General features: G+C 67.1%; 15 protein-coding genes. 6 read left to right on the top strand and 9 right to left on the bottom strand.

Going from position 1 to position 21,664, the window contains the following annotated elements:
• Position 1 precedes the first annotated feature (1 nt).
• The 5 genes from ACPXCG_RS13240 to ACPXCG_RS13220 are packed head-to-tail and all read left to right on the top strand — an operon-like array spanning position 2 to position 8,529.
• Positions 2 to 3,253, top strand: a complete 3,252-nt coding sequence (locus ACPXCG_RS13240; RefSeq protein ID WP_425792426.1) for an FAD-binding and (Fe-S)-binding domain-containing protein — start codon at positions 2 to 4, stop codon at positions 3,251 to 3,253.
• A gap of 2 nt (positions 3,254 to 3,255) precedes the next feature.
• Entirely contained in the window at positions 3,256 to 4,773 is a 1,518-nt protein-coding gene (locus tag ACPXCG_RS13235; protein WP_425792425.1) for an NAD-dependent succinate-semialdehyde dehydrogenase, read from the top strand.
• A 42-nt stretch (positions 4,774 to 4,815) separates the two neighbouring features.
• Entirely contained in the window at positions 4,816 to 6,006 is a 1,191-nt protein-coding gene (locus ACPXCG_RS13230; RefSeq protein WP_425792424.1) for a M24 family metallopeptidase, read from the top strand.
• A 41-nt stretch (positions 6,007 to 6,047) separates the two neighbouring features.
• A complete protein-coding gene (locus ACPXCG_RS13225; RefSeq protein ID WP_425792423.1) occupies positions 6,048 to 7,298 on the top strand; it encodes a PLP-dependent aminotransferase family protein in 1,251 nt (416 codons plus the stop codon).
• Between the two features lie 22 nt (positions 7,299 to 7,320).
• Positions 7,321 to 8,529, top strand: a complete 1,209-nt coding sequence (locus ACPXCG_RS13220) for a M20 family metallopeptidase (RefSeq protein ID WP_425792422.1) — start codon at positions 7,321 to 7,323, stop codon at positions 8,527 to 8,529.
• Between the two features lie 83 nt (positions 8,530 to 8,612).
• Here the strand turns inward: ACPXCG_RS13220 and ACPXCG_RS13215 are convergent, their stop codons facing one another.
• From ACPXCG_RS13215 to ACPXCG_RS13200, 4 genes are all read right to left on the bottom strand, one after another.
• The gene (locus ACPXCG_RS13215) at positions 8,613 to 10,001 is read right to left on the bottom strand and encodes an MFS transporter (RefSeq protein ID WP_425792421.1); all 1,389 of its coding nucleotides are present in this window, start codon (positions 9,999 to 10,001) and stop codon (positions 8,613 to 8,615) included.
• Between the two features lie 84 nt (positions 10,002 to 10,085).
• The gene (locus ACPXCG_RS13210) at positions 10,086 to 10,799 is read right to left on the bottom strand and encodes a GntR family transcriptional regulator (protein WP_425792420.1); all 714 of its coding nucleotides are present in this window, start codon (positions 10,797 to 10,799) and stop codon (positions 10,086 to 10,088) included.
• Between the two features lie 18 nt (positions 10,800 to 10,817).
• Positions 10,818 to 11,321 (bottom strand): DUF3830 family protein, encoded by a 504-nt coding sequence (locus ACPXCG_RS13205; RefSeq protein WP_425792419.1) that lies wholly within the window; start codon positions 11,319 to 11,321, stop codon positions 10,818 to 10,820.
• A complete protein-coding gene (locus tag ACPXCG_RS13200; protein ID WP_425792418.1) occupies positions 11,318 to 12,742 on the bottom strand; it encodes an amidase in 1,425 nt (474 codons plus the stop codon). The genes ACPXCG_RS13205 and ACPXCG_RS13200 overlap by 4 nt, the downstream gene beginning before the upstream one ends.
• Positions 12,743 to 12,834: 92 nt before the next feature.
• Between ACPXCG_RS13200 and ACPXCG_RS13195 the strand changes: the two genes are divergently transcribed.
• On the top strand, positions 12,835 to 13,575 hold the full coding sequence (locus tag ACPXCG_RS13195) for a maleate cis-trans isomerase family protein (RefSeq protein ID WP_425792822.1): 741 nt from the start codon (positions 12,835 to 12,837) through the stop codon (positions 13,573 to 13,575).
• On the opposite strand, the gene ACPXCG_RS13190 is transcribed toward ACPXCG_RS13195, so the two are convergent.
• The 5 genes from ACPXCG_RS13190 to kdpA form a co-directional block, all read right to left on the bottom strand.
• Positions 13,538 to 14,230: a response regulator gene (locus tag ACPXCG_RS13190; RefSeq protein WP_425792417.1), complete on the bottom strand. Its 693-nt coding sequence runs from the start codon at positions 14,228 to 14,230 to the stop codon at positions 13,538 to 13,540. The genes ACPXCG_RS13195 and ACPXCG_RS13190 overlap by 38 nt on opposite strands.
• Positions 14,227 to 16,806 (bottom strand): DUF4118 domain-containing protein, encoded by a 2,580-nt coding sequence (locus ACPXCG_RS13185; RefSeq protein WP_425792416.1) that lies wholly within the window; start codon positions 16,804 to 16,806, stop codon positions 14,227 to 14,229. The genes ACPXCG_RS13190 and ACPXCG_RS13185 overlap by 4 nt, the downstream gene beginning before the upstream one ends.
• Positions 16,807 to 16,842: 36 nt before the next feature.
• Positions 16,843 to 17,475 (bottom strand): potassium-transporting ATPase subunit C, encoded by a 633-nt coding sequence (locus ACPXCG_RS13180; RefSeq protein WP_425792415.1) that lies wholly within the window; start codon positions 17,473 to 17,475, stop codon positions 16,843 to 16,845.
• A 4-nt stretch (positions 17,476 to 17,479) separates the two neighbouring features.
• The gene (gene kdpB / locus ACPXCG_RS13175; protein WP_425792414.1) at positions 17,480 to 19,663 is read right to left on the bottom strand and encodes a potassium-transporting ATPase subunit KdpB; all 2,184 of its coding nucleotides are present in this window, start codon (positions 19,661 to 19,663) and stop codon (positions 17,480 to 17,482) included.
• Between the two features lie 185 nt (positions 19,664 to 19,848).
• On the bottom strand, positions 19,849 to 21,663 hold the full coding sequence (gene kdpA, locus ACPXCG_RS13170) for a potassium-transporting ATPase subunit KdpA (protein WP_425792413.1): 1,815 nt from the start codon (positions 21,661 to 21,663) through the stop codon (positions 19,849 to 19,851).
• Position 21,664 lies beyond the last annotated feature (1 nt).

Below are 21,664 nucleotides of genomic sequence, written 5' to 3'. Positions count from 1 at the left end.
GATGACACATGCCCCCACCGCCGGCGGTACGCAGACCGATGTCGCCGGAGACCTCGACGCCCTCGGCGTCGAGGTCGACTCCTCGTCGCGGCGCCTCGCGGAGTACTCCTACGACGCCTCCAACTACCGGATCCGTCCGGTCGCCGTGGTGTTCCCCCGCGACGCCGACGAGGTGGCGCGCACGGTGTCGTACTGCCACCGCCATCACATCCCCCTGATCCCGCGTGGGGGCGGCACCTCGATGGGCGGCAACGCCATCGGCCCCGGCATCGTGATGGACCTGTCGCGGTACATGAACCGGGTGCTCTCGGTGGACGCCGAATCCGGGACGGCGGTCGCGGAGTCCGGCATCGTCCTGACGACTCTCGCGGCGCAGGCGCGGGCCGCCACCGACGGCCGGCTCACGTTCGCCCCCGACCCGTCGTCGGCGTCGCGAGCCACTCTGGGCGGGGCCATCGGAAACGATGCGTGCGGGAATCACTCTGTGCGCCACGGCCGTACCACCGACCACATCGACGAGCTCTACCTGGTGAGCGCCGAGGGCCGCCGCCTGACCGCCACCCGCCACGGCATCGAGGCCACCGATCGCACCGACGACGCCGCCGTCGACGCCGCCGCCGAGCTCACCCACCGCCTCCGTGACCTCGCCGCACAGAACATGGCGATCCTGCGCACCGACCTGGAGACCATCCCCCGTCAGGTCTCCGGATACCACCTGGCGAAACTGTTGCCGGAGAACGGCTTCGATGTCGCCCGTGCACTTGTCGGCAGTGAGGGAACCTGCGCCGTCGTGGTGGGCGCGCGGGTCCGGCTGGTACCCGTCGCCGCCTCGCCACTGCTGATCTGCGTCGGCTATCCGACCGTCAGCGACGCCGCGCGCGACATCCCGGCGATCCTGCCGTATGCGCCATCGGCGGTGGAGGGCATCGACCGCAAGATCGTCGCGACGATGGCCGCCCGCCGCGGCCGCGACACGGTTTCGGCGCTACCCGGAGTGACCGACCGCGACTGCACCGCATGGCTGTTCATCGACATCGACGAACAGAGCGCCGCGCGCAAGTCCGAGACGGACGTCGGCGCGACGGCGAAGCTGCTCCTCGACGACCTCCGTTCGAGGGGCCGGATGATCGCGGGTACCACGGTTCCCGATCCGGTTGCGCGCAAGACACTCTGGCGTGTCCGCGAGGACGGTGCCGGCCTGTCGTCGCGGCTCGCCGATCCCGACGACGAGAGCGTCGGCGCCGACTACGAGTCCTGGCCTGGGTGGGAGGACGCCGCCGTCGCACCCGAGCGGCTCGCCGACTACCTCGACGAGTTCACCGACCTCCTCGACCGTCATCACCTCACCGGCGTGATGTACGGGCATTTCGGCGCGGGGTGCATGCACGTGCGGATCACCTTTGATCTACGCAGCGACGAAGGCCGCGCCGTGATGGACAGCTTCTGTACGGATGCCGCGCGACTCGTGGTCGCGCACGGTGGATCGCTGTCCGGCGAGCACGGCGACGGACGCGCACGGTCGGCTCTGCTGCCCATCATGTACGCCCCGGCGATGCTGTCCGCCTTTGCCGAGTTCAAGCAGATCTGGGACCCGCAGGGCACGCTGAATCCGGGTTCCATCGTCGATCCACCGCCGATCACCGACGATCTAGCGCTCGCAGGCGTCCCGGCGCGCGCCTGGCCCACCATGTTCCAGCTGGGCGTCCCCGGCCCCTCCGACCCGGCTCCAGCTCCCGCACCGGGCGCTTCCGGAACAGGTGCTCCCGGAAAAGCGCCCCAGAAAGGCGCCCTCGGTACGCCCGCGGATGACGCCGTGTCGACGGCGGCTCCGCAGGGGGCGGATTTCCGGGGCGGTTTTCTGGAGCTCAGCCAGACCACCGGGGGCGCGCACGCGACCTCGCCGGACCCGTTCGTCCACGCGGTCCAAGGATGTATCGGCGTCGGGCGGTGCCGATCCTCGTCGGGTGGTGTCATGTGCCCGAGTTATCGCGCCACCCGCGACGAGAAGGACTCCACCCGCGGCCGCGCGCGCGTCCTGCAGGACATGGTGCGAACCGCACCCGACGTCGAGACCGGCTGGCAGTCAACCGATGTAGCCGATGCACTGGATCTCTGCCTGTCGTGCAAGGCGTGTTCCACCGACTGCCCCACGGGTGTGGACATGGCCACCTACAAGTCCGAGTTCCTCCACCACCACTACCGCGGTCGACGTCGGCCGATGTCGCACTACTCGCTGGGCTGGATGCCCGCATGGCTCGGTGTGGCGGGCACGCTGGCCCCCGCGATCAACGCGGCGTTGAAGAGTCCGCTGCGCCGCCTGGCCGCGCGCACCGGAGGCCTCGATCCGAGGCGGAGCATGCCCCGATTCGCCACCCGGCGTGATCGGCTTGAGCACTTGCGCGCGCTGCCCCCGGTCACCTCGGCCACCGACACGGTGCTGTTCGTCGACTCGTTCACGAAGGCATTCCGCCCGCACGTCGCCACCGCCACCGCCGAGGTGCTCGGGTCGACGGGCGACGTGGTCGGCTGCAGCGCCGACAACTGCTGCGCCCTCACCTGGATCTCCACCGGGCAGCTGACACACGCCCGCAAGGTGTTGTCGCGGACGGCCGAGAACCTCGACGACGGCACCGACCGCCCGATCGTGGTGCCGGAGCCCAGCTGCGCGGCCGCGCTCCGCAAGGATCTGCCGGAATTGGTGCACACCGACGCGGCCCATCGGGTGTCGGCGCGGGTGCACAGTTTCGCCGACCACCTGTCCCGCCTGGTGGAGGCCGGCTGGCGGCCGGCAGGCCTACCCGAAGCCGTCACGCTGCAGACCCACTGCCACGAGCACGCGGTGTTCGGCGCGACCACCGGAGCCGCGGTCCTGCAATCGCTCGGCGTCGAGGTACACACCGCCGACGGCTGCTGCGGCGTCGCGGGGAACTTCGGCTTCGAGCAGGGGCACTACGAGGTCAGCGTGGCCGTCGCCGAGCACGCGCTCGCCCCCGCGCTGCGCTCCGCACCCGAACGGCCGGTGATCACCGACGGTTTCAGCTGCGCCATGTCCGTCGACCATCTGACCGCCACCGATCCGGCGATCTCGTCGACAGGTCTGCACCTCGCCGAGCTCCTCACCCGCGGAGCCGCCACCCCCCGCCCGCCGACAGCAACCGAGATCCCGCCGACGGCAACCGGTTCTCCGCCGACAGCAACACAAGATCCGCCGACGGAAGCCACCGCCGACCCCACCGAACCGCAAGGAGCGTGACCATGACCGCCACCATCTCCCCCACCGCTGCCGCCCAGGTGATCTCGCGCATCCACACCGACCTCTTCATCGACGGCCGATGGTCGCCGGCCGCTTCCGGCGCCACTTTCACCGTCGAGAACCCGGCCACCGGTGAGGCGCTCGCCGAGGTCGCCGACGGCAGCGCCGACGACGCCCGCCGCGCCCTGCAGACCGCTGCCGACCACCAGGCTGCCTGGGCCGCGACCTCCCCGCGGTCGCGGAGTGAGATCCTCTACCGCGCCTATCAACTCATCATCGACCGCACCGACGAGATCGCATCAGTGATGACCGCCGAGATGGGTAAACCGTTCGCCGAGGCACGCGGCGAGGTCGCCTACGGCGCCGAGTTCTTCCGGTGGTTCGCCGAGGAGGCCGTCCGCATCGGCGGCGACCACACCGTCACCGGCGACGGCGCCAACCGCGTCGTCGTCAGCAAGCAGCCCGTCGGCCCGTGTATCCTCGTCACGCCGTGGAACTTCCCACTCGCCATGGGCACCCGCAAGATCGGGCCCGCGGTGGCGGCCGGCTGCACGATGGTCTTCAAGCCCGCCGAACTCACCCCGCTCACCGCACTGCTGCTCACCGAGATCCTCGCCGAAGCAGGACTTCCCGACGGCGTCCTGAACGTCGTCACCACCTCCGATCCGGGAACCGTCGTCGGCGAGTGGATGACCTCGGGCAAGGCCCGCAAGGTCAGCTTCACGGGCTCCACAGAGGTCGGCAAGATCCTGCTCGGTCAGGCGGCCGGCACGGTGATGCGCACGTCGATGGAACTGGGTGGCAACGCGCCGTTCATCGTGTGCGCCGACGCCGACGTCGACCGCGCCATCGAGGGCGTGATGGTGGCGAAGATGCGCAACATGGGGCAGGCGTGCACCGCTGCCAACCGGATCTTCGTGCACCGATCGGTACTCGACGAGTTCACCGAGAAGCTGAGCGCCCGGATGGGCGGCCTCGTCGTCGGCGACGGCGGCCAGGACGGCACGCAGGTCGGCCCGCTGGTCGAGGAGAAGGCCGTCGACAAGGTGACCACCCTCGTCTCCGACGCCGTCGAGCGTGGCGCCCGCATCGTCTGTGGCGGCGAACGTCCCGACGGCGCAGGCCACTTCTACCCGCCCACCGTGCTGACCGACGTCGACGCCGCCGCCGACCTCATGCACACCGAGATCTTCGGGCCCGTCGCCGCGATCATCCCGTTCGGGGCCGACGGCGCCGACGCAGGCGCCGGATCCTCCGACGACGAAGAGGTCGTCCGGCTCGCCAATGACACGACCTGGGGCCTGGTCGGCTATCTCTTCACCCGCGACATCGACCGCGCCGACAGGCTGTCGACCCAGCTGGAGGTCGGTATGGTCGGCGTGAACACCGGACTCGTGTCGAACCCGGCCGCACCCTTCGGCGGGGTGAAGCAGTCGGGTCTCGGACGCGAGGGCGGCCGCCTGGGAATCGAGGAGTTCCTGGACGTCAAGTACATCGCCCGGCCCATCCCGACGCCGTAGCGTCGCCGTCCCCACCCAGATCAACCAGACAGGAGACACCGGATGTACCTGGGCGCTCAGCTGTTCACCGACAGCGAGTACGAGCAGCGGCTGACCCGTGTCCGCGAAATGATGGACCGGCAGGGACTCTCGGCGATCATCGTCACCGATCCGGCGAACATCTTCTATCTGATCGGCTACAACGCGTGGTCGTTCTACACCCCGCAGATGCTGTTCGTGCCGATCGACGGCGAGATGGTGTTCTTCGCCCGCGAGATGGATGCGCATGGCGCACACCGCACCACGTGGCTGGGCGAGGATCAGATCGTCGGCTACCCGGAGAGTTACGTGCACCGGCCGCACGTCCATCCCTTCGACTGGGTGGCCTGGGCGCTGCGCCAGCGGTTCCTCATCGCACCGGCCTCCAAAGGCTCGGTCGGACTGGAGATGGACTCACACTTCTTCTCCCCCAAGGCCTATCGCGCGCTCTACAACGCGATCCCGGAATGGAAGCTCGTCGACAACTTCGAGTTGGTCAACTGGGTGCGGTCGGTGAAGTCCGATGCCGAGGTGCAGCTCATGCGGCAGGCGGGGATGGTCTGTTCGGAGGCGATGCGCGCCGCGATCGACACCATCGATGTCGGTGTGCGCCAGTGCGATGCCGCGGCGGCCATCTCGCAGGCCCAGATCACCGGCACCGACGACTTCGGCGGCGACTACCCGGCCATCGTGCCGATGATGCCGACCGGCGCGGCGGCCGACACCCCGCATCTCACCTGGCATCAGGGCACCTTCGTCGAGGACGAGGCCGTCGTCATCGAGTTGACCGGCGCGCACAAGCGGTACCACTGCCCGCTGGCCCGAACGGTGTCACTGGGGAAGCCGTCGAACGATCTCGACTACGTCGCGAACGCGACCGCAGAGGGCCTCAACAACGTACTGGACACGGTCCGTCCCGGGGTGGCGACGCGGGAACTCGCCTCCACCTGGAACTGGACCCTCGCCAAATACGGGCTGGAAAAGCCCTCGCGCCTGGGATATTCGATCGGTATCGGATATCCCCCCGACTGGGGTGAGCGCACCATCAGCATCCGGACCGAGGACGAGACGATCCTCGAGACCAACATGACCTTCCACATCGTCTGCGGAATGTGGATGGACGACTACGGTTTCGAGCTGTCCGAGTCCGTCCGGGTGAGCCCGACCGGCGTGGAGACGTTCACCAGCTTCCCACGCGAACTGATCCGCAAGTAGAGATCCACAAGCCCCAGCACCGATGAATTGAGGTGACCACGATGACCGCCACCACCGAACCCACCACCCACGATCTACGACGATCGGCGCCCACCCTGCCACTGGCCGGACGAGCCAAAGACCTGGTCGGGTCGATGATCGATTCGTCGACGTCGTTGCTGGCAGCGCAATCCCACGACATCGTGCGATTCGCCATGGGCTCGCCGGCCGACGAGGCGGTACCCGCGGACGAGTTCCGACAGATCGCCGGCGAGATCCTCGACAACTCGTCGTTCACCTACGGCGCCACCGAGGGCGAGCCACGCCTGTTGCAACTGCTCGTCGACTATCTGGCGACCACGCCGGACCCGTCGAGCCATGAGCGACTGGTCATCACCACGGGCGGCATGCAGGGACTCGACCTCGCGTGCAAGCTCTTCGTCGATCCCGGCGACCTGGTGATCGTCGAGTCACCGACGTATACCAACGGCAGCGCGACGGCCCTCTCCTACGGAGCACAACTGCTCGAGGTCCCGGTCGACGAAGACGGCATGCAGGTCGACGCGCTGGAAGATCTCGTCGCGCACACCCGCCTGACCCCCAAGGCCATCTACACGATCCCCACCTTCCAGAACCCGTCCGGCGTCACGCTGTCCGAGGAGCGACGGCGTGAACTGCTGCGGCTGGCACATCAGTGGGGCTCCATGATCATCGACGACGATCCGTACGGACTGCTGCGGTTCGCCGGCACCGACATCCCCACATTCCAGACGCTGAGCCCGCAGGACCCGCTGGTGTTCTCGGTGCGCACCTTCTCGAAGATCCTCGCACCGGGCTGGCGGGTCGGCTGGGTCGACGTCGATCCCTCGTTGCGGCAGTTGCTCATCAACGGCAAGCAGGCCATGGACACCTGCACCAACGTCCCCAATCAGCACATCGTCGCCGAGTACATCGCGCGCGGCGGCCTGGAGGACCACCTGGCCGGGATCCGAACCCTCTATCGTGAGCGCAAGGAGGCGATGATCGACTCCATCCGCCGCCACCTCGGTGACCGCGTCGACACCACCGACCCCGAGGGCGGCTTCTTCCTGTGGGTGACACTGCGCGAGGAGTTCGCCGAGATCGACACCCGCGAACTGTTCGAGGTGGCCCTGGCCGACGGCGTGGCCTTCATCCCGGGTCCCGCGCTGTCGCCCGGCGGCCGGTTCCGCAACGCTCTACGGCTGTGCTTCGCCTCGAGCACCCCGGAGCGGATCGACGAAGGTATCCGCCGCTTGACCACGAGCCTCGAGAAGATGGCTCATACTCCATGAGTGATCGAACCACGACCAACGGATGAAAGGTGATGCGGTGTCGCTGACCGAGGCAGAGGCCGGCGTACTCTCCCACATCAACGCCGACGCCATTGCGACGCTCACCGCGTCGCTCGTGGAGGCCTCCAGCGAGAACCCGGGCGGTACCGAGGGCGCCGCGGTCGACGTGCTCCAGAAGGCCTGCCGCTCGGCCGGCTTCACGGTGAGCACCCACGACGTGGCGCCCGAGCGCCCGAACCTCGTGGCGACGCTGCCGGCCGGCGACGGCCCGGGCCTGATGGTCCTCGGCCACTCCGACGTCGTCCCGGCGGGACCCGGCTGGACCTCCGATCCGTATCGCCCGCGGATGTCCGACGGGCGGATCCACGGCCGCGGCACGACGGACATGAAGGGTGGCCTGGCCGCGGCGATGGTCGCGATGCAGGCGCTGTCACACGCGTCCGACTACGGGGCCGACCTGTCCGGCCCGGTCCAACTCGTCTGCACCGTCGACGAGGAGGAGCACGGCATCGGCGTCCGCGACTTCGTGACCCGGCAGGCGGAGCATTCCTTCGCAGGATGCATCGTCGCCGAACCCACCGACCTGGCCGTCGTCCGTGGTTGCCGCGGCGCCTCCTACATCGAGATCGACATCACCGGCCGTGCCGCGCATTCCGGCCGTCCGGCCGACGGTCGCAACGCCATCGAGGCTGCCGCGTCGATCGTGGATCTCATCCGGCTCGACCATCGACAGCTCGCGATGGACGCCGACGACCTCCTCGGTTCGGGAACCTGGAACGTCGGCACGATCGAAGGCGGACAGGGCATCTCGGTGGTCGCGCCGATGTGCCGTCTCGGTATCGATCGGCGCCTGATGCCCGACGAGAACCCGCACCACATCGCCGAGCGGCTACGGGCGGCGATCCGGGAGTCGGCCATCGACACCGACGGTGTCACCGTGGACGTCCGGGTCACCATGGAGATGCCCGGGTTCGCGACGCCCGCCGACCATCCACTGGTGGCCACCACGGTATCCGCGGTCACCGACACCGGGCGGGCCACATCGGTGGGCGGCTGGAGCGCGGCCTGCGATGGCGGATTCGTCCACCGCGATCTCGGGATTCCGGCAATCGTCTTCGGCCCCGGCGACATTCACGCCGAGGCCCATCAGCCCGACGAGTCGGTGCTGATCGCGGATCTGGAGAGCGCCGCACGCGCCTACGCACTCACCGCGTTGCGTCTCCTGCGCTGACAACAGTTCCCGCTCCCCCGTTTCGTTCGCGCGTACTCGGTCGAATGCGCGGGAACGGAATGAGGGAGCGGGAAGGTTGAGCGTCAGCGACCGGGTTTCATCCCCTGCAGCATCCGGAAATCATTTTCCTTGCTGGGCGTCTCGGTGCCCCGGATGGACACGCCCGCCGTCTCCTTCAGGAACACCATCGCCACCAGTCCGATTGCGCAGGCGCCCATCATGTACACCGCCGGGAACAGATTCCAGCCCGTGTGCTCGACCACCGCATCGTTCACCAGTGGCGCCGTGCCACCGAACGCAGCGGTTGCCACGTTGTAGGAGATCGCGAACCCCGCGTACCGGACCTGCGTCGGGAACATCGCCGGGAAGGTGGCCGAGATGGTGGCCAGCTGCGGTATGTAGAGCAGACCCAGGATGACGAAACCGACAATCGCCCAGGCGAATCCCTGACCCATGAGCCAATACAGTGGCAATGCCAGGATGAACAGGCCGATAAGCGACCCCCACCACATCGGTTTTCGCCCGGTGGAGTCGGACCAGCGCCCGAAGAACGGGATCATCGCCATCATCGCGACCTGCCCGATGAGCACGACCACGGAACCCGACGTCTCGGACAGCCCGATCGTGTCCTTGAGGTAACTCGGCTGGTACGCCAGCAGCGTGTAGTTCACCACGTTGAGCGCGATGACCATCCCGAACATGACCAGGATCGGGTGCCAGTAGTTGGTGAGCAGATCCTTGAACCGGGTCCAGGCACTGCCCTTGATCTCGTCTTCTTGCTCGAGCTCCTGGAACACCGGGGTGTCCTCCATCTGCGACCGCAGATAGAGACCGATGAGACCCATCGGCAGAGCGATCAGGAACGGGATGCGCCAGCCCCAGGTCTGCATCTGATCGTCGCTGAGCAGCAACTCGAAGAGCAGGACGATCGCGGTACCGGCGCTGAAGCCGGCCAGTGTGCCGAATTCCAGGAACGAACCGTATCGCCCGCGCTTCTTGTCCGGCGCGTATTCCGCCATGAACGTTGCGGCACCGCCGTACTCTCCACCGGTGGAGAATCCCTGGATCACCCGCAGCAGGATGAGCAGGATGGGTGCCCACACCCCCGCCACCGCGTGGGTCGGCAGCACACCGATGAGTGCCGTGGCCCCCGAGATCAACAGGATCGTCATGGCCAGAACCGATTTGCGACCGATACGGTCACCGATCGGTCCCCAGACCATCCCGCCGAGCGGACGGAGGACAAAGGAGATCGCGAAACCCAGCATGGTGCCGATGCTTCCGAGATCACCGGGGAAGAACGCCTCGGTGAGATATGTCGCCGTGGCGGCGTAGACGCCGTAGTCGTACCACTCCGTCGCATTGCCGATGGCGGATGCGGCGATCGCCTTGCGGAGGAGTGATCTGCCCTCCGGCGACTCCGGATCCGGGGCGAGTTCTTCGTACGTCGCCGGTGAGGATGCCTCAGTCATCTGTGCCTTCCTGAAGGAATTCTTTCGGCCAGTTGTCTTCTAGCTCAACTCACATCGGTGGATAGAGATCGGTGAAGCAGTGGATCAGGCGGTCGAGACGGCCCCCGATGACTCGTCTGCACCGACCAGTCGGTGCAGACCATCCTTCATGTGTTCGATCATCAATGTGTCAGCCGCCGTCGCGTCCCCCGACGCTATGGCGTCCACCAATGCCTGGTGCTCGTCGATCCGCTCCTTCCCCGATGAATATGTTCCCCGCATAGCGCGCAAGCACATCCGCGTTTCCACCAGAATAGTCTCGTGGAGACGTGAAAGTCGCTGACTATGCGCATGTTCCACCAGAATCTGATGAAACTCCATGTCTGCCTCGGCCATTTCGGCACTGTTGGGATCGTCGATGAACCCACGCATCCGCGACACTGCGGCATTGAGGTCGTCGAGGGCTGCCTGATCACCGCCGACGATCACCTGTTCGATGGCCGCCCGCTCGATCGCCGTCCGCGCCACGTACATGTCGCGGATGTCGTCCTCCTCCATCGACACCACGAACAATCCGCGGTTGCGGTGACTGACCAGCAACCCCTCGGCGGTCAGTCGCTGCATCGCCTCGCGCAACGGTCCGCGGCTGACCCCGAGGTCGGCCGCGAGGCCGGACTCGGTCAACTGCGAGCCAGGCGGGAAGTTACCGCTCGCTATCGCGTCGTGCAACTTCCGGGCGATGATCGCAGGTGTCGACTCCTGCACCAGTGGTGTCAGAATTCTCTTCCGCCCTTGGCTCTTGTCCTGCGAAACACTCATCGACATTACCTCTAGTTCTTACCCTGATGCACGCGCATAGGACAGTACTTCGCCCCGGGCTCCGCCCATCCAGACGTCGTTGCAGGCCGCGGCGAATTCGTCGAGGCCGGAGACAATGGTCGCGAAGACGTTGCCCGGAACCCACCCGACATCGCCATTGACCAGCAGGTTGTTGCGTCCGTAGAACACCGCGAGATCGATGAGCATCTGATGCTCGCCCGGCGCGGAACCGGACTCGTACCCATACGCCGGATTGGTCAGCACTCCGTCAAAGGTGAAGTAGCAGAGGTCTCCCGGAATGGGCGTCACCGTGGTGTTCTCCGGTCCCGGCTCGGCCGGCGCGAAGGATGGAAACAACGCGTAGATCTCATTTCGGGCAAATTTCCCGTGATACACCTGTCCGCCGAGAGGCAGGGCGTCCCAGACCGCGGCGGCGGTGCGGGGCGCTTCGTCGTCGAGCAGACGTGCCACGGCCGTGACGTTGCGCTGCTCGAGGCGGACGGAGATGAACCGGTCGGTCATCGAACTCCTTCCAGGGTGGCGAATCGCGCCGCGGATTCGTAGGCCGCGGCAATGCGCAGGACCATGTTGTCGTGATGTCGGGCTCCGACGATCTGCAACCCGGTGGGCAGACCCGACCCGTCGTCGGTGTCGTCGAATCCGCTCGGCACCGTGATCGCAGGCTGTCCGGTGAGATTGAACGGATAGGAATACGGTGTCCACGACGTCCAGTCGGGACTTTCGGAATGTGCCGGAACATCAACGCCCGCTTCGAAGGCCACCGTCGGCATCGTCGGGGTGACCAGCGCGTCGAACTCCTCGTGCAGCTTCCCCGTCTCCACCCCCATCGACATCCGCAACGCGGTGGCGTCGAGGTAGTCGGCGGCGGTGAATCCGCTGTGCCGCAACAGAGCCTGCCGGAGTCCGGGGTCGATCTTCTCCATCCCGCCGGGCCCGAACGCGCGCACCACCACCTCGGCACCACTGAACCAAAGGATGTGATAAGCCCACGCCGGGTCCTCCCACTGGAGTTCCACCACGGTGACGTCGGCGCCGAGATCACGAAGTGCGGCCACTGCGGCGTCGGTGTTCCGTTGGACGGCAGGATCATTCGATCCGAACCCGAGTGTGGAACTGTAGGCGATCCGCACACCGACGAGGTCGGCCGGCGCCTGCGCCAGCAGATCGGCCGTCCGCTGCGTGGGCGTGGGCATCGCCGACCAGTCACGTGAGTCGAAGCCGCTGAGCACGTCGAGCATGGCCGCGCAGTCGCCGACCGTCCGCGTCATCGGTCCGGCATGGGCGAGCGTCCCGAACGGGCTTGCCGGGTAGAGCGGGATGCGGCCGTAGGTCGGTTTGAAACCCACGATGCCGCAAAAGGATGCCGGGATGCGGATGGAGCCACCACCATCGGTGCCCACCGACAGCGTGCTGAGTCCCGCAGCGACCGCGGCCCCGCTCCCGCCGCTGGAGCCGCCGGTCGTCCGGTCGGTGTTCCACGGATTGCGCGTGACGCCGCATCGCAGGCTGTCGGTGACACCCTTCCACCCGAACTCGGGCGTGGTCACCTTGCCGAGCAACACGGCGCCCGCCTCACGCAATCGGGCGACCGCGGGCGCATCGACCGCCCAGTCGAGGTCATCCGGCTCGATCAGCTCCGAGCCACGCAGAGTCGGCCATCCGGCGGTCAGCAGGAGGTCCTTGATGCTGACCGGCACACCGTCGAGCGGCCCCAGCGGACGACCTGCTGCATACCGCTGCGCCGAGGCACGTGCGTCGGCCAGCGCCAGATCGGCGTCGACCAGGCAATACGCATTGATCGCGGGGTTCCCGGCCCCGATTGCATCAAGGTGTTCGGCGGCCACCTCCACCGGCGACAACTCGCCGGAGGAGAATCCGGACACCAGGTCGGCGGCGCTGGACCAGCGTGCGGTCGTTTCCATCAATTCCTTCGGCACATCTCGGCGTTCTTGGTAGATTGTTGACAATCTACTCGGGAGGTGCACGGGTGACAACCAGAACGCCCACAGTCGTCATGCTGTATCCAGGACACGCCGCGGAGGACGATTACCCGCTCGCCGAGAGCGCTCTAGGTGGTGCGGCGTCGTTGCCGGTGATCGTCACCGACATCGAGTCCGACGACCATACGGTCGAGGCGATGCGAGCGGTCGGGGCCGGGCATCGACTTCTCGACGGGGCGCGACAGGCCGCGAAACACCACCCGGATGCGCTGATGTGGGCTTGCACCTCCGGCAGCTTCCTGTACGGCTGGACGGGGGCGCATGAGCAGGTCGCCGAGATCTCCGATGCCACCGGACTGCCGGTGTCCTCGACCTCGCTGGCGTTCGCGGCCGCATGCCAGGAGCTTCGGGTCACCTCGGTCGCCGTGGCCGCGACCTATCCGGCGGCCGTCGCCGACGGATTCAGCACGTTCCTCGCCGATGCGGGCGTCGCGGTGGTGTCCGCGGCGGCGCACGACATCGAGACGGCAACCGAGGCCGGCTCGGTCGACGGGGACAATCTTTTCGAGATGACCCGAGCCGTCGACACCGACGACGCGGAGGCGATCCTGCTGCCCGACACCGCATTACACACGATAAGTTGGATCGACGACCTGGAAAGCGACCTCGGCAAACCGGTGCTGACGGCCAATCAGGTCACCATCTGGCAGGCACTCCGGCTGGTCGATCGACAGGTCCACGCCGAGGGGCTGGGCCGGCTCTTCCGCGATGCCGGCGTCACCGCACGAAGCGGTACCCCATCCCCGATTCGGTGAGGAGGTGCTTCGGATTCGTCGGGTCGTCCTCGAGTTTGCGACGCAGACTGGCCAGATAGACCCGGAGATAGTTGGTCTGCGTGACATACGTCGGACCCCATACCGCCGTCAGGATCTCCCTCTGTCCCACCAGCTTTCCTTCGTTTCGCACGAGGATCTCGATGATCCCCCACTCGGTCGGTGTCAGGTGCACCGCCGCACCATCCCGTGTCACCGACTTCGCCGCCAGATCGACGACGAACCCCCCGGCGTCAACCACCGGGGTCGCGGAACCGTCCACCGAGGCCGCACCGCGTCGCACCGCCGCACGTAGGCGGGCCAGGAACTCCTCCATGCCAAAGGGTTTGGTGACGTAATCGTCTGCTCCGGCGTCCAGTGCGGCCACCTTGTCGGCTGCGTCGGTACGGGCCGAGAGCACGATCACCGGAACATTCGTCCATCCTCGCAGGCCCTCCAGAACGGTCAGGCCGTCGAGGTCGGGCAGACCCAGATCGAGGACCACGACCTGCGGGTCCGTCCGTGCGGCAGCCATCAGCGCGTCGGTTCCGTTCGACGCCGTGGTCACCGCGAATCCCCGGGCGTTCAGATTGATCCGCAACGCGCGCACCAGTTGTGGCTCGTCGTCGACCACCAGCACCCGGACGTGCGCGTTCATCGGGCCGCGTCCACATCGATCCGATCGTCCGACATCGGTAGCGAGACCACCATCGTGGTCCCTCCGCCGGGCGTCTCGGCCGCCTCGAGGGTTCCACCGATCGCGGTGACGAAACCGCGTGCCACCGACAGCCCGAGCCCGACCCCCGACGACGCACCGTTCCGATCTCCGTACTGGTGGAATGCGGTGAACACCCGGGCACGCTCGTCGACGGGGATGCCCGGACCATGGTCGACGACCCGGATGACGCACCGCGGCCCGTCATCTCCGGTTCCGCCGGGTGGGGTGGGTTCCGCCGACGAATCGTTCGCGCTGCCGATCCCCGCGGACACCGACACCTCACCGCCGCCATGGCGTACCGCGTTGTCGATCAGGTTGGCCAGGGCCCGTTCGAGTAGCCCGGCATCGGTGTAGGCCCAGGCGTGTTCGAGTTCCACGGCCACATTCGGCGAGTCCGGATCTCGCCGATACACGGCAGCCATCGCCCGGTGCACGACCTCGGCCAGGTAGGTGCGATGCAGTTCGGGCCGCACCGCGCCCGCCGCGAGTCGGGAGGAGTCCAGCAGGTTGCCGACCAGCGCGGCCAGTTGATCCACCGATTCCTCGACAGTGGCGAGGAGTTCCGAGGTGTCCTCGACGCTGAAGGTGACATCGGTGCTGCGCAGACTCGAGACCGCGGCCTTCGCCGCCGCCAACGGGGTACGCAGATCATGACTCACCGCCGACAACAGGGCACGCCGCAACTCGTCGGCATGTGCGATCGCGGTGGCCTCGGCCGCCTCGGCCTCGAGCTGATGTCGTTGGACGGCACCGGCCGCCTGGGTCGCGACCGTGGTGAGCACCCGCCGATCGCGACCGCCCAGTTTCGGCCCGGCCAACCACAGTTCGTACTCCCCGCCGGGGACCGGACAGATCGTCACGGCATCATTCTCGACGACCGGTGCGTTCGCCCCGACATCCGAGGCCACCTCGATCACTCCTCGGTCCCGACGGCGGATCAGCGCCACCCCCTCCTGGTCGTATGTCTCGCGGACCCGTTCGAGCAGGCCGGGCACGTCAGCACCGCCGAGTACCGCGCTGGAGAACAGCGACAGCAGCTCGGCGTCCCGCCCGGCCCGCTGCGCCTGGACACGTCGTGTCGCGGCCGAGTCCACCAGTGCGGCAACGGCGATCGCGATGATCAGCATCACCAGGATGGTGATCAGGTTGTCCGGCTCGTCGATCGTGAACGTGAAGCGGGGGTCGGTGAAGAAATAGTTGAGAAGCAGGCCCGACACCACCGCCGACAATGCCGCCGGCCCGATGCCACCGAGCAGCGACACCGCCAGCACCGCGACGAAGAACAGCGCCGACTCGCTGGCGAACCCGAGCCAGCGGTCGAGCCACACGAGGATCCCGGTCACCACGACCGGGACGACGACCGCGGCCAGCCAACTCAGGGGGCGGTGGAAACGGGTGTCGCGGATGTCGAGGCGGTTGCGCCGACGCGTCTCCTCGTGCGTCACCATGTGCACGTCGATGCGACCGCTCTCGCGAACCACGCTGGTACCGACACCTTCGTCCAGGATGCGCTGCCACCGTGGTCGTCGGGACGTACCCAGGACGAGCTGGGTGGCGTTCAGCCCGCGCGCGAAGTCGAGCAGCGTGGCCGGGATGTCGTCGCCGACGACGGTGTGGATCTTCGCACCGAACCCGGCGGCGAGCTCGCGGAGGGCGGCCATGTCGACGGGTGCATGATCGGCGAGCCCGTCTCCACGAACCACGTGGACGACCACCAGGTCGGCGCTGGACCGGGAGGCTATCCGGCTGGCGCGGCGCAACAACGTCGACGATTCCGGCCCCCCGGTGATCGCGACCGCCACGCGCTCGCGGGTTTCCCATGTGTCGGTGATCGCATGCGCGGCACGGTAATCTGCCAGATTGTCGTCCACCTGGTCGGCCAGCCACAGGAGCGCGAGCTCACGGAGGGCGGTCAGGTTCCCCTGCCGGAAGTAGTTCGACAGTGCACCGTCGATCCGCCCGCCCGGGTAGACCTTGCCGGCGATCAATCGTTGCCGGAGAGCCTGCGGTGCGATGTCGACGAGTTCGATCTGATCCGCGGCCCGGACGACGTCGTCGGGCACGGTCTCACGCTGGGTGATCCCGGTGATCTGCGCGACGACGTCGTTCAGACTCTCGAGATGTTGGATGTTGATCGTCGAGAGGACATCGATACCGGCGTCACGGAGTGCTTCGATATCCTTCCAGCGCTTCGCGTTTCGCATTCCCGGCGCATTGGTGTGAGCGAGTTCGTCGACCAGTGCGACCTGCGGCCTGCGGGCGAGGACCGCGTCCAGATCCATCTCCGCCAGGACGGTACCCCGGTACTCCACGTCTCGCCGGCCGATGACCTCGAAGTCTTCTACGAGCGCTGCGGTGGCCGCCCTTCCGTGTGACTCCACCACGGCGACAACGACATCGGCGCCATCGTCGACGAGCCCACGGGCGGTGGCGAGCATCTCGAATGTCTTGCCAACGCCCGGAGCGCAACCGAGGAAGACCTCGAGTCGTCCCCGCGCATCACCTGCCGCGGCCATGTGGACCAGTGTATCGGCCGGCGACCGGATCGCGGGTCATCGGTGACATGACGGTGCCGTTAGGCCCAGCGCGAGGTTGACCTTCACGACGTTGACCCGGGACTCACCGAGGAAGCCCCACTGCCGTGTACTGGTGTTCTGGTCCACGACCGCCCTCACATGCTGCTCGGACATGCCGTTCTGGCGCGCGACCCGCGGCACCTGCAAGGTCGCATATGCCTCGCTGATGTCGGGATCCAGGCCGGATCCGGAACCGGTCACCGCGTCCGCGGGCACGGCCGACGGGGCCACGCCCTCGCGTCGGGCGATGATGCTGCGCCTCGCATCGATCCATGCCTTCAGGTCCTCGTTGCCCGGGCCCTTGTTGCTCGCGGCCGACGCGGCCGGATTCCCGGGCGCCATCGGGTCGTCGGCTGAGCCCAACACCCGCGCATGCAGATACGGATCCGGCCGCCCGGGCGGTACCTGTGGGTCGATACCGATCAACGACGAACCGACCGCGCACCCGCGCGCATCGACGAGTTGAGAACCCTCTGCGGAGCTTGCGCCGATGCGGGAAACCGCCCACACCGCCGCCGGATACGCGACGCCGAGCAGCACCGTGAGTGCAAGGAGCACTCCGACTGCCGCGACACACTGGCGCGCGAGGCCTGACACGACCGTTTTCACCGGACTACCCCATTCCCGGGAGAAGACGCACGACGAGATCGATCAACCAGATCCCGAGGAATGGTGTGATCACTCCCCCGACGCCGTAGATGAGCAGATTGCGGCCCAGCAACCTCGATGCCGAGGATGGGCGGTAGCGGACGCCGCGCAGCGACAACGGGATCAGGGCAACGATGATGAGCGCGTTGAAGATGACCGCCGAGACTATCGCCGATTGAGCCGAATGCAACCGCATGATGTTGAGCGCATCCAGTTGCGGATAGATGCCGCTGAAGAGCGCCGGCAGAATGGCGAAATACTTGGCGAGGTCGTTGGCCAGCGAGAATGTGGTCAACGCACCACGGGTGATCAGCAGCTGCTTGCCGATCGCGACGACGTCGATCAGTTTGGTCGGATCGGAGTCGAGGTCGACCATGTTGCCGGCCTCTTTCGCCGCCGACGTCCCGGTGTTCATCGCCAGCCCGACGTCGGCCTGGGCGAGCGCCGGAGCGTCGTTGGTGCCGTCCCCGGTCATCGCCACCAGGCGGCCGCCGGACTGTTCGGTACGGATGAGTGCCAGCTTGTCTTCCGGCGTCGCCTCCGCGACGAAGTCGTCGACGCCGGCCTCCGCCGCTATCGCCTGCGCGGTCAGCGGGTTGTCGCCGGTCACCATCACCGTCCGGATGCCCATCGCACGCAGCTGCGCGAACCGCGCGGCCATCCCCGGCTTCACCACGTCCGACAACCGGATCACGCCGAGCACGCGCGCCACGCCCTCATCCCCGCCGACAGCAACCGATTTCTCGCCGACAGCAACCTGTTCCCCGCCGACAGCAACCCGTTCCCCGCCGACAGCAACCTGTTCCCCGCCGACAGCAACGCGTTTCTCCGCGACAGCACCGCGGACTGCCACCACCAGGGGCGTCGCGCCCGCCGACGACACCAGCTCCACCTCCTCGAGCACCGAATCAGGAACCGTCCCGCCGTTGCCCCGCACCCAGCGCACGACGGCGTCCGCAGCACCCTTGCGGTACTCGACCGTGCCGCCACGTCCGGGCACGTCGATGCCGCTCATGCGGGTCTCAGCGGTGAAAGCCACCGCCTCGTATTCCGGATGTTGACGCGAGCCCGCGGCCGCCACCGACGAACCGTCGAGCGCCTCGATGCCGTACTCACGGATGCACAGGTCGACGATGCTGCGGCCCTCTGGTGTGTCGTCGGCCAGACTGCACCGATACGCAACGTCCGCGAGTTCGGCTGCCTCCACACCGGGCGCACCGATCAGGTCGGTCGCACGCCTGTTGCCGAAAGTGATGGTCCCGGTCTTGTCCATCAGCAGGGTGTCGACGTCGCCGGCCGCCTCCACGGCCCGTCCCGACATGGCGAGCACGTTGCGCTGCACCAACCGGTCCATACCGGCGATCCCGATCGACGACAGCAGGGCCCCGATCGTGGTCGGGATCAGGCATACCAGCAGCGCGATCAGCTTGATCGGATCGGGCGACTGCCCGGCATATTGCTGCATCGGACCGACCGCGACGACGGCGAGCAGAAAGATGATCGTGAGACTCGTCAGCAGAATGTCGAGCGCGATCTCGTTCGGCGTCTTCTTCCTGGAAGCCCCTTCCACCAACGCGATCATCCGATCGACGAAGGTCTCGCCGGGCGCCATGGTGATCCTGACGATGATCCGGTCCGACAACACGACGGTGCCTCCGGTCACCGCAGAACGGTCCCCGCCGGATTCCCGCACCACCGGGGCGGATTCGCCGGTGATGGCGGATTCGTCGACTGTGGCGATCCCCTCGACGACGTCACCGTCACCGGCGATCACCTCACCTGCCTCGACGACGATGAGATCGCCGATCCGCAACGCGCTACCCGAGACCTCGGTGATGGACCCGTCCACCCCGGTCCGGCGGGCCACGGTGTCGCGCTTGACCTTCCGCAGGCTGTCGGCCTGGGCCCGACCGCGTCCCTCGGCGACCGCCTCGGCCAGGTTGGCGAACACCACAGTGAACCAGAGCCACACCGCCACTGACCAGGAGAACCAGCTGGGCTGCCAGATCGCCAGTGCGGTCGTCACGATCGCGCCCAGATAGACGACGAACATGACCGGATTGCGAGCCTGGGCACGAGGGGTGAGTTTCCGGACGGCCTGCGGGATCGACGCGATCAGCCGACGTACATCGAACGCTCCGGCCGTCACGATCTCTGTTGTGTGTCCCGCGTTCTCCTTGGCCGCGCCATCCGGCCGTCCACTCTCCGAGGCCCGAGCCCCCGAGCGCCTCCGCCCGTCCCCTGAGGAGCGAGCCTGCGAGCGTCCCCCGCCCCCTGAGGAGCGAGCCTGCGAGCGTCTCGAAGGGTCCCGATCATTTTCCACCACAGGATGATTCACAACAATGCCTCTGCAATCGGCCCCAGCGCAATTGCCGGGAAGAAGGTGAGTCCGGCGACCAGCAGAATCGTGCCGAGGAGCAGCACGGCGAACATCGGCCCGTGGGTCGGAACCGTCGATGCGTCGGACTGCGCTGGTGCGGTGAATGTTTCGGACCGAGCAGCGGTCAGGGTCGACGCACCTCCGCCGACTGTCGAGGTGGCGGGCTCGACCGGACCACCGGCCGCGACGACACGATCACCGACCGCTCCGTCCCGCGATCGCGGACGTTGCATCCCGAGCCGTCCCGCCAGCGCCAGCACGAAGATGATCGGCAGAAAGCGGCCCAACAGCATCGCGAGACCCAAGGATGTCTGGAACCAGTCGCTGGTCACCGACAATCCGCCGAAGGCGCTGCCGTTGTTGTTCGCGGCCGAGGCGTACGCGTACAAAACCTCGCTGAACCCGTGGATCGACCCCGGGGTGCCCGGATCACCGCTGGTGCCCTGGAATCCCGTGGTGGATCCGAGGATAACGGAGATCGCGGTCCCGGAGAGAACGAGCGCAGGCATCACCAGGACGTACAGCGCGGCCAAGGTGATCTCGTGTTGCGCGACCTTTTTACCCATGAACTCCGGGGACCGCCCGACGAGCAGGCCGCCGACGAACACCGTGATCACCGCCATTACCAGAATGCTGTACAGTCCGGCCCCCACTCCGCCGGGCGCAACCTCGCCGAGCAACATGTTCCAGAGCAGTGCACCGCCACCGGCCGCGGAGAAACTGTCGTGCGCGGAGTTCACCGCGCCGGTCGAGGTGCCCGTGGTCGAGACGGCCCACAAAGCTGACGCCGGAATTCCGAATCGCTGCTCCTTGCCCTCCATCATCGCGCCCGCGGCGTTCGAAGCAACTCCACTGGTACGTGATTCGAAGATCCACACGACCGTGAGCATCGCCGCCCAGATGGTCGCCATCACACCCAGCAAGGTGTGACCTTGGCGCCGGTCCCCGATCATCGTGCCGTAGGTTCGGGTCAGACACACCGGAATCACCAGCAGCGCAAGGATCTCCACGACATCGGACAGCGGTGTCGGATTGGAGAACGGATGCGCCGAGTTGGCCGACAGGGTTCCACCACCATTGGTCCCGAGTTCCTTGATCGCTTCCTGCGATGCGAACGGCCCGAGCATGCTGTGCGCCCGCTGCCCGTCCAGCGTGGTGAAGTCGAAGCCGGTCCGCAGTGATTGGACCGCGCCCTGAGTGAGGAGGATGATTGCGACGATGATGCTCAGTGGCAACAGGATTCGGACTGTGCCGCGCACCAGGTCGACCCAGAAATTGCCGATCTGGCCGGTGCCGCGCCGATTGGCGATGCCACGGACGAGCGCGATCGCCACGGCCATCCCGACCGCCGCCGACAGGAAGTTCTGCACCGCCAGACCGAGCATCTGGGTGAGATTGCTCATCACCACCTCGGGCGAATAGGACTGCCAGTTGGTGTTGGTGACGAACGAGATCGCGGTGTTGAAGGCCATCGACGGCGAGACGCCCGATTTGCCATCCGACCAGGGCAAAATTCCTTGAATCCGTTGCAGAACATAGACAAACACGAACGAGATCAGCGAGAATCCCAGCACCGCGAGGGCGTATCCCACCCAGCTCTGTTGCCGTCGCGGGTCGATTCGGCCGATTCGGTAGAGGAGCCGTTCCCCTCGGAGGTGGCGATCCGAATCGTAGACCCGGGCCATGTAATCCCCGAGGGGGACGTACAGAGCGCCCAGCACGATGATCACCAACGCCAACTGAAGGAAGCCGGCTGCTGTCACGGACATG

The sequence above is a fragment of the Gordonia sp. DT218 genome, assembly GCF_049847105.1.
Classification (GTDB): domain Bacteria; phylum Actinomycetota; class Actinomycetes; order Mycobacteriales; family Mycobacteriaceae; genus Gordonia.
This window is presented reverse-complemented; position numbering and strand designations above follow the sequence as displayed.